General features: G+C 73.7%; 7 protein-coding genes and 1 rRNA gene. 6 read left to right on the top strand and 2 right to left on the bottom strand.

Annotation, left to right across the window (positions count from 1 at the left end):
- Together rrf and PV343_RS38555 are read left to right on the top strand one after the other, a co-directional pair.
- A 5S ribosomal RNA gene (gene rrf / locus PV343_RS38560) occupies nt 1-97 on the top strand; the annotation flags it as partial.
- A 1,246-nt stretch (nt 98-1,343) separates the two neighbouring features.
- Entirely contained in the window at nt 1,344-2,177 is an 834-nt protein-coding gene (locus PV343_RS38555; RefSeq protein ID WP_319151711.1) for a tetratricopeptide repeat protein, read from the top strand.
- Between the two features lie 67 nt (nt 2,178-2,244).
- Here PV343_RS38555 and PV343_RS38550 read toward each other — a convergent pair whose 3' ends face one another.
- Nucleotides 2,245-3,528 carry a DUF1015 domain-containing protein gene (locus tag PV343_RS38550; RefSeq protein ID WP_319151709.1) on the bottom strand — a complete coding sequence of 428 codons (1,284 nt, stop codon included), beginning with the start codon at nt 3,526-3,528 and terminating at the stop codon, nt 2,245-2,247.
- Between the two features lie 74 nt (nt 3,529-3,602).
- On the opposite strand from PV343_RS38550, the gene PV343_RS38545 reads away from it, so the two are divergent.
- The 4 genes from PV343_RS38545 to PV343_RS38530 all read left to right on the top strand — a co-directional run bounded on the left by PV343_RS38545 (nt 3,603) and on the right by PV343_RS38530 (nt 7,695).
- Nucleotides 3,603-4,631, top strand: a complete 1,029-nt coding sequence (locus tag PV343_RS38545; RefSeq protein ID WP_319151708.1) for an HAD hydrolase-like protein — start codon at nt 3,603-3,605, stop codon at nt 4,629-4,631.
- Between the two features lie 138 nt (nt 4,632-4,769).
- Nucleotides 4,770-5,813, top strand: a complete 1,044-nt coding sequence (locus PV343_RS38540) for a FecCD family ABC transporter permease (RefSeq protein WP_319151707.1) — start codon at nt 4,770-4,772, stop codon at nt 5,811-5,813.
- A complete protein-coding gene (locus PV343_RS38535; RefSeq protein WP_319151706.1) occupies nt 5,810-6,856 on the top strand; it encodes a FecCD family ABC transporter permease in 1,047 nt (348 codons plus the stop codon). Before PV343_RS38540 ends, PV343_RS38535 begins: the two co-directional genes overlap by 4 nt.
- Nucleotides 6,853-7,695, top strand: a complete 843-nt coding sequence (locus PV343_RS38530; protein WP_319151705.1) for an ABC transporter ATP-binding protein — start codon at nt 6,853-6,855, stop codon at nt 7,693-7,695. Before PV343_RS38535 ends, PV343_RS38530 begins: the two co-directional genes overlap by 4 nt.
- Here the strand turns inward: PV343_RS38530 and PV343_RS38525 are convergent.
- On the bottom strand, nt 7,679-8,026 hold the full coding sequence (locus tag PV343_RS38525) for a sterol-binding protein (RefSeq protein ID WP_319151704.1): 348 nt from the start codon (nt 8,024-8,026) through the stop codon (nt 7,679-7,681). The two genes, PV343_RS38530 and PV343_RS38525, sit on opposite strands and share 17 nt — an antisense overlap.
- Nucleotides 8,027-8,055 lie beyond the last annotated feature (29 nt).

Below are 8,055 nucleotides of genomic sequence, written 5' to 3'. Positions count from 1 at the left end.
GGAAACGCCCGGTTACATTCCGAACCCGGAAGCTAAGCCTCACAGCGCCGATGGTACTGCAGGGGGGACCCTGTGGGAGAGTAGGACACCGCCGAACAATCTTTGGAGGACCCCTGGTCCCAGCGTTCAGCTGGGACCAGGGGTCCTTTCGTTTTTACAATGCTTGTGTACCGAAGACAGGAGTCACCATGTCCACCAACTCTCCCGACGATCGACCGGAGCGCGACCAGCGGCGACGGGACAGTGGTGACCGTGGCGACCGCGGTGGCTTCCGCCGGGACAACGACCGTCGTGACGACCGTGGTTACGGCCGGCGTGACGACCGCGGCGGTTACGGCGGCCGGCGTGACGACCGCCGTGACGACCGCGGCGACCGAGGCGGCGACCGTCCCTCGTACCGCCGTGACGACCGCGGCGGCGACCGTCCCTCGTACCGCCGTGATGACCGCGGTGGTGACAGCCGTGGTGGTGGCTACCGCCGTGAGGGTGACCGGGGTTCGCGTCCCGCGTACCAGCGCGACGACCGCGACCGGAGCGACCGTGGCGGCGACCGTCCCTCGTACCGCCGTGACGACCGCGGCGGCGACCGTCCCTCGTACCGCCGTGACGACCGCGGCGGCGACCGCCGTGACGACCGCGGCGGCGACCGTCCTTCGTACCGCCGTGACGACGACCGTGGCGGCTACGGCCGACGCGACGACCGCGGCGGTTACGCCGGCCGGCGCGACGACCGCCGTGACGACCGCGACCGTGGCGGCGACCGTCCCTCGTACCGCCGTGACGATCGCCGTGATGACCGCGGTGGTGACAGCCGCGGTGACAGCCGTGGTGGTGGCTACCGCCGTGAGGGTGACCGGGGTTCGCGTCCCGCGTACCAGCGCGACGACCGCGACCGGAGCGACCGTGGCGGCTTCCGCCGCGACGACCGTGCCGGCCACGGCGGCTTCCGCCGTGACGACCGTCGCGACGACCGCCGTGACGACCGCGGCGGCGACCGTCCCTCGTTCCGTCGCGACGACGACCGGGGCAGCTACGGCCGCCGTGACGACGACCGCGGCTTCCGTCGGGACGACCGGCGTGACGACCGCCGCGACGACCGGCGCGGCGAGGACCGTGGCGGCTTCCGGGGCCGGGACGACCGGGGTGACCGTGGCGAGCGCGGTGGTTTCCGCGGGCGTGACGACCGTGGCGGTGCCCGTGGGCCCCGTCGGGACGACCGCGGCGGCCGGCCCGGTGGTTACCGGGGCCGTGACGACCGTCGGGACGACCGGGGTGGCGACCGCCGTGGCGGCGGTGGCCGTTTCCGCGACGAGCGGGACCGGGACCGTGAGCCGATCAAGCGGCTGCCGATCCCGGAGGACGTCACCGGCGACGAGATCGACAAGGACGTCCGGCAGGAGCTGCAGAGCCTGCCCAAGACGCTCGCCGAAGACGTCGCGAAGAACCTGGTGATGGTCGCGCGGCTCATCGACGAGGACCCCGAGGGTGCCTACGGCTACTCCCGGGTGGCCCTGCGCCTGGCGTCCCGCGTGGCCGCCGTCCGCGAGGCCGCCGGCTTCGCCGCGTACGCCACCCAGAAGTACAGCGAGGCCCTCGCCGAGTTCCGGGCCGCGCGGCGCATGACCGGCTCCGCGGAGCTGTGGCCGGTCATGGCCGACTGCGAGCGCGGGCTCGGCCGTCCGGAGAAGGCGCTGGACATGGCCGGCGCCCCCGAGGTGCACAAGCTGGACAAGGCCGGTCAGGTCGAGATGCGGCTGGTCGCCGCCGGCGCCCGCCGTGACATGGAGCAGCTGGACGCGGCCATCGTGACCCTGCAGAGCCCGGAGCTGGCCTCCAACTCCGTCCAGCCGTGGACCGCGCGGCTGCGCTACGCCTACGCCGACGCGCTGCTGGCCGCAGGCCGGGAGAACGAGGCGCGGGAGTGGTTCGCGAAGGCCGTGGAGGCGGACCGCGACGGCAGCACCGACGCCTCCGACCGGCTCGCCGAGCTGGACGGTGTGGAGTTCGTCGACGCCCTCGACGAGAACGAGAACGAGGGCGAGAGCGCCGGCCAGGCCGCCGATGACGCCGTCACCGCCGACGCGGGCGCCGACGCCACCGAGGCGGCAGGCGCTGCCGACAGCGCCGACACCACCACCGAGGTCTCCGACGCCCCCGAATCGGGCGACAAGGACTGACCCGGACGGGTGACGGAATGACGAAAGGGCGGGACCCCCGGGGTCCCGCCCTTTCGTATGTGCGGGGTCAGAGCTCCAGCGCCCGCAGCACCAGTCCGGACGCCGGTTTGGGGCCGAACGACGTCGACTTGCGCGGCATCGTCACGCCCTGGCGGGCCAGGTCGCGGACGACCTCCTCGTGGACGGGGTGCAGCAGGACCGCCGTACCGCCGTCGCGCTCCGCCTTCTCCACGGTGGCGGCGGTGTCGTGGATGTAGGCGATGTGCGCCGGGGAGTCCTCGGGGATGTGCCAGACGTGGTCGAGGAGCGTGGCGTGCAGGACGGTGGCGTCCAGCGAGCGCCAGGCGGCCGGGCGGTCGGCGGGGACGGTGCGGGCCAGCAGGTCGGGGTCGGGACGGTCGACGAGGTGGAAGGTGCCGTCGCCGGCGAACAGGAAGGCGTTGCCCGCGCAGGCCGCGTCCGCGAGCGCCGCAAGGGCGTCGGGCAGCGGTTTGACGATCCGCCGTACCCGGAACAGGCCGTTCACGGCCGCCAGGGCGTCCGCGACCGGCAGCCGGTGCAGCAGGCGGTGGATGGCGCGGACGCGCAGCGGATAGCGGGCGGTGTCGACCAGCAGGACCAGGCCGTGGTCCCAGGCGCTGGGAGAGGGCTGCTCGGCGCGCAGCCGCCGGTAGGTGGCCCAGCGGTGGTGCCCGTCGGCGATGAGCGCCTGGTGGTGGGCCAGATCGGACTGGACGCGGCCGACGTCGGCGGGATCGGTGACCGCCCACAGCCGGTGCCGGAAACCGTCCTCGGTGGTCGTGGCCAGCAGTGGGGGCCGCTTCGCGGTCTCCTCCACGACCTCGGCCGCCGCGCCGTTGCCCCGGTAGGTCAGCAGCAGGGGTTCCAGGTTGGCGCGGGTGGCCCGCATCAGAGCCGCGCGGTCGGCGACCACCGGGGGCATGACGTCCTCGTGCGGGAGCACCACGCCCTCCGCGGGCTCGGACACCCGCAGGGCGCCGATGATGCCACGCTGGAGCATGCCGTCGCCGGCCCGCTGCTCGTAGACGTAGAGGGCGGGGTCCGGATCGGTGGTCAGGACGCCCTCGTCGAGCCAGCGGCGCAGCGTGTCGGCCGCCTGTTCGTTGCGGGCCTCGGGGGTGGCGGCCTGCGGGAGGATCAGGCGGACGATGTTGTGCGGGTCGGCGGACTGGAGGTGGTGCAGGCCGTCGGGGCGGACCACGACGTCGTAGGGAGGGGAGGTGACGGCGGCCAGACTGCCGACCCGGTCGGGGTCGTATCGAAGGCCACGGAACGGGTTGAGTTCCAGGCCCCGGCGCGCCGTTGCTTCCGAGTGACCTGCAGTGTTCATCCCGGCATCGTACGTGTGCCGGTGCCGTGGGGGATGATCGACAGGTAAAGCGAGCGAACGAGGAGCGATGCGGAATGAGCCAGGGCGTCAGGACGAGGCCCGAGGGCAGTGGGCAGCCCCTGAGCGAGGCGTACGACACGGCGCTGCTCGATCTGGACGGGGTGGTGTACGCGGGTGGGAACGCGATCACGCACGCCGTCGACTCGCTTGAGCGTGCCCGCACGGGCGGGATGCGTCTGGCGTACGTCACCAACAACGCCCTGCGCACCCCGGACGCGGTGGCCGGGCATCTGACGGAGCTGGGGATACCGACCGGGGCGGACGACGTCATCACCTCGGCGCAGGCGGCCGCGCGGCTGATCAGCGAGCAGGTGCCGGCCGGTGCGCGGGTGCTGGTGATCGGTGGTGAGGGGCTGCGCGTGGCGCTGCGCGAGCGCGGTCTGACGCCGGTGGAGTCGGCGGACGACGATCCGGCGGCGGTGGTGCAGGGGTACGGCGGGCCCGACCTGCCCTGGGGGCGGTTCGCGGAGGCGTCGTACGCCGTCGCGCGCGGGGTGCCGTGGTTCGCGTCCAACACCGATCTGACGATTCCCAGCGGGCGGGGGATCGCGCCGGGCAACGGCGCGGCTGTCGAGGTGGTGCGGATCGCCACGGGTGCCGAGCCGCAGGTGGCGGGCAAGCCGCTGCCGCCCATGCACCGGGAGACCATTCTGCGGACGGGCGCCGAGCGGCCGTTGGTGGTCGGGGACCGGCTGGACACCGACATCGAGGGCGCGTTCAACGGCGAGGTCGACTCGCTGCTGGTGCTGACCGGCGTCACGGACGGCGCGCGGCTGCTCGCCGCACCGCCGCAGCACCGGCCGACGTATGTGGACGCCGATCTGCGGGGGTTGCTGACCGGTCAGCCCGACATCACCCGGGAAGGTGAGGGTTTCCGCTGCGGCGGCTGGACGGCGACCGCCGGCGCGGACCGGCTGGGTCTCGACGGCGACGGCGAGGCGCTCGACGGGCTGCGCGCGCTGTGCGCGGCCGCGTGGACGGCGGCCGGGGACGGTTCCTGCGCCCTGGAGGGGGGCAAGGCGCTGGCCAGGCTGGGTCTCTGACGGTGATGCGCACGGGCGTGAGGGCGGCCGCGGGAACGCGGGGGAGGACGGACGGGAGTACCGGCGGGAGCGCGGGCGCGAGCGCGTGAACGGGGATCCGGCATCGAGATCGCGGCGAGGGTAGGCTAACCTAACCTCGTGTTGGTCGACAGTCCTCCGGAACGACGCGCGCAGACCGCCCCCGCGCTCCCAACCCGTCGGGCGGCAAAGGCCTTTGGGCTGCTCCTCTCCCTCGCGGTGCTGGCTCTCGTCGCTCTGGCGAGCATCGCGATCGGGGCCAAGGGGTTGTCGCCGGACCAGGTCTGGCACGGTCTGTTCCACGACACGGGCACGTACGGCGACGTCGTCGTCGACGAACGGCTGGCGCGGACCGTGCTCGGTCTGCTGGCCGGTGCCGCGCTCGGCCTGTCCGGGGCGGTGCTCCAGGCGCTCACCCGCAACCCCCTGGCCGACCCCGGGCTGCTCGGCATCAACGCCGGCGCCTCCGCCGCCGTCGTCACGGCCATCACCTGGTTCGGCGTCACCAGCCTCTCCGGGTACGTGTGGTTCGCGTTCGGCGGTGCGGCTGCGGTCGGCGCGCTGGTGTGGTTCCTCGGCGGCGGCCGGGGCGCCACCCCGGTGCGGCTGGCGCTGGCCGGCACGGCGATCAGCGCCGCGCTGTACGGCTACCTCCAGGCCGTGATGATCACGGACGACGCGGCGCTCGGCAGGATGCGGTTCTGGACGGTGGGGTCGCTGACCTCGGCCACCGACTCGACCATCGTGCAGGTGCTGCCGTTCTTCGCGGTCGGCACGGTCCTCGCGCTCGCCCTGGCCCGGCCGCTGAACGCCGTGGCGATGGGCGACGACACCGCGCGCGCCCTCGGCGCCGCCCTGGGCCGCACCCGGGTGCTGGCCATGCTGGCCGCGACCGTGCTGTGCGGGGCCGCGACCGCCGCCTGCGGCCCGATCGCCTTCGTCGGCCTGATGGTCCCGCACGTCGTGCGCTCCTTCACCGGCCCCGACCTGCGCTGGATCCTGCCCTACGCGACCGTCCTGTCCCCGGTGCTGCTGCTCGGCGCCGACGTCGTCGGCCGGGTCGTGGTCCGCCCCTCGGAGCTCCAGGTCGGCATCGTCACCGCGATCATCGGCGGCCCGGTGTTCGTCTTTCTCGTACGTCGGCGGAGGACGGCCCAGCTGTGAAGACACTCTCCAGGAGCCGCGCCGTGCGCACCCCCGGCGGGCTCTCCCTGCGCCTCGACGTCCGCGCCCTGCTGGTCGTCGTCCTGCTGCTGGCCGCCGCGCTCGCCGCGGGCGTGGCGCTGATCGGCACCGGCGACGCGAAGATCCCGGCCGCCGACGTGATCAGGACGCTGGCCGGGCACAGCACCGCCTACCAGGACTTCATCGTCAACGAGCTGCGGCTGCCGCGGGTCCTGGTCGGCCTGCTGGTCGGCGCCTCGCTCGGGCTCGGCGGCGCCCTGTTCCAGACCGTCTCCCGCAACCCGCTGGGCAGCCCGGACGTGCTGGGACTGTCGCAGGGCTCGACGGCGGGCGCGCTGGTCGTGATCGTGCTGATGTCCGGCAGCGCCGCTGAGGTCACCGTGGGCGCGCTGATCGGCGGTCTGGTGACCGGACTCGCCATCTACCTGCTCGCCTGGCGGCAGGGGGTGCACGGCTACCGGCTGGTCCTGGTCGGCATCGGGGTCTCCGCGATCGCCACCGCGGTCAACGGCTACCTGCTCACCAAGGCGGACCTCGTCGACGCCGCCCGCGCGGTGGTGTGGATGACGGGGTCCCTGGACGGCCGGGACTGGGACCAGGTGTGGCCGCTGGCGGGGCTGTGCGCCGTCCTCGTGCCGCTCGTGCTGGCCGGCGGGCGGGGCCTGCGGATGATGGAGATGGGCGACGACGTCGCCGGCGCCCTCGGCGTGCGCGTCCAGCGTGTACGGCTGGTGCTGATGGTCTGCGCCGTCCTGCTCACCGCGGCGGCCACCGCCGCCGCGGGCCCCGTCAGCTTCGTGGCGCTCACCGCGCCGCAGCTCGCCCGGCGCCTGACCCGCTCGCCCGGGCCCAACCTGCTGCCCTCCCTCTGCATGGGCGCCGCCCTGCTGGTCACCGCCGACTGGGCCGCACAGCGCGTCTTCGGCGCCGACCAGCTGCCCGTGGGCGTGGTCACCGGCGTCCTGGGCGGCGCCTACCTGCTGTGGCTGCTCGTCACCGAGCGCAGGGCGGGCCGGATATGACCGCCGGCAGCGCGCCGCACAACCGAAGGAGCACCGTGAACCGCCTGTCCGCCGAGAACGTCACCCTCGCCTACGACCAGCGCGTCATCGCCGAGCAGTTGTCGGTGGAGATCCCCGACCACTCCTTCACGGTGATCGTCGGCCCCAACGCGTGCGGCAAGTCGACGCTGCTGCGGGCGCTGGCCCGGATGCTGAAGCCGAACCGGGGCCGGGTGCTGCTGGACGGGCAGGTCATCCAGTCCGTGCCGGCGAAGAAGGTCGCGCGGACCCTCGGCCTGCTGCCGCAGTCGTCCGTCGCGCCGGACGGCATCACGGTCGCCGACCTCGTCGGGCGCGGCCGCTACCCGCACCAGGGCATCCTGCGGCAGTGGTCGGCCGAGGACGAGCGGGTCGTCCAGGAGTCCATGGCGCAGACCGGCGTCGCCGAACTCGCCGACCGGTACGTGGACGAGCTGTCCGGCGGCCAGCGCCAGCGGGTGTGGATCGCCATGGCGCTCGCCCAGCAGACCCCGCTGCTGCTCCTGGACGAGCCGACCACCTACCTCGACATCCAGCACCAGATCGACGTCCTCGACCTGTGCGCCGAACTGCACGAGACCCAGGGGCGCACGCTGGTCGCGGTGCTCCACGACCTCAACCACGCCGCCCGGTACGCCACGCACCTCATCGCCCTGCGCGGCGGCGAGGTGATCGCCGAGGGCGCCCCGAACGACATCGTCACCGCCGGCCTGGTGGAGGAGGTCTTCGGGCTGCGCTGTCAGATCATCGACGACCCCGAGACGGGGACCCCGCTCGTGGTCCCGGCCGCCCGCAAGGCACGGCTCACAGCAGCTTCCTGAGCCGGAACAGGTCGAGCAGGCTCGCGTCCAGGCGTACCCGGCCCTTGCCCCAGGCGGTGGCGAAGTTCAGCTCGCCGTCGACCAGGGCCACCAGGTCGTCGCCCGCCATGGCGAGCCTGATCTGCGCCTTCTCGCGCGGGGGTCCCGGAAGGGTCTCGTCGACCTCGATCCGGCCGCCGGTCATGCGGCCGGCGAAGGTGACGTCGAGGTCGGTGATGTGGCAGCTGACCGAGCGGTCCAGCGCGGCGGCCGCGCGGACGTCGCCCTCGGCGCCCCGCATGTTGTCCGAGAGTTTTCCCAGCGCGGTCCTGCACTCCTCGATCGTGGCCATGGCCGTCGACGGTACCCCAGGCGTTCGGG

It is taken from the genome of Streptomyces sp. WI03-4A, from assembly GCF_033792105.1.
Classification (GTDB): Bacteria; Actinomycetota; Actinomycetes; order Streptomycetales; family Streptomycetaceae; genus Streptomyces; species Streptomyces collinus_A.
This window is presented reverse-complemented; position numbering and strand designations above follow the sequence as displayed.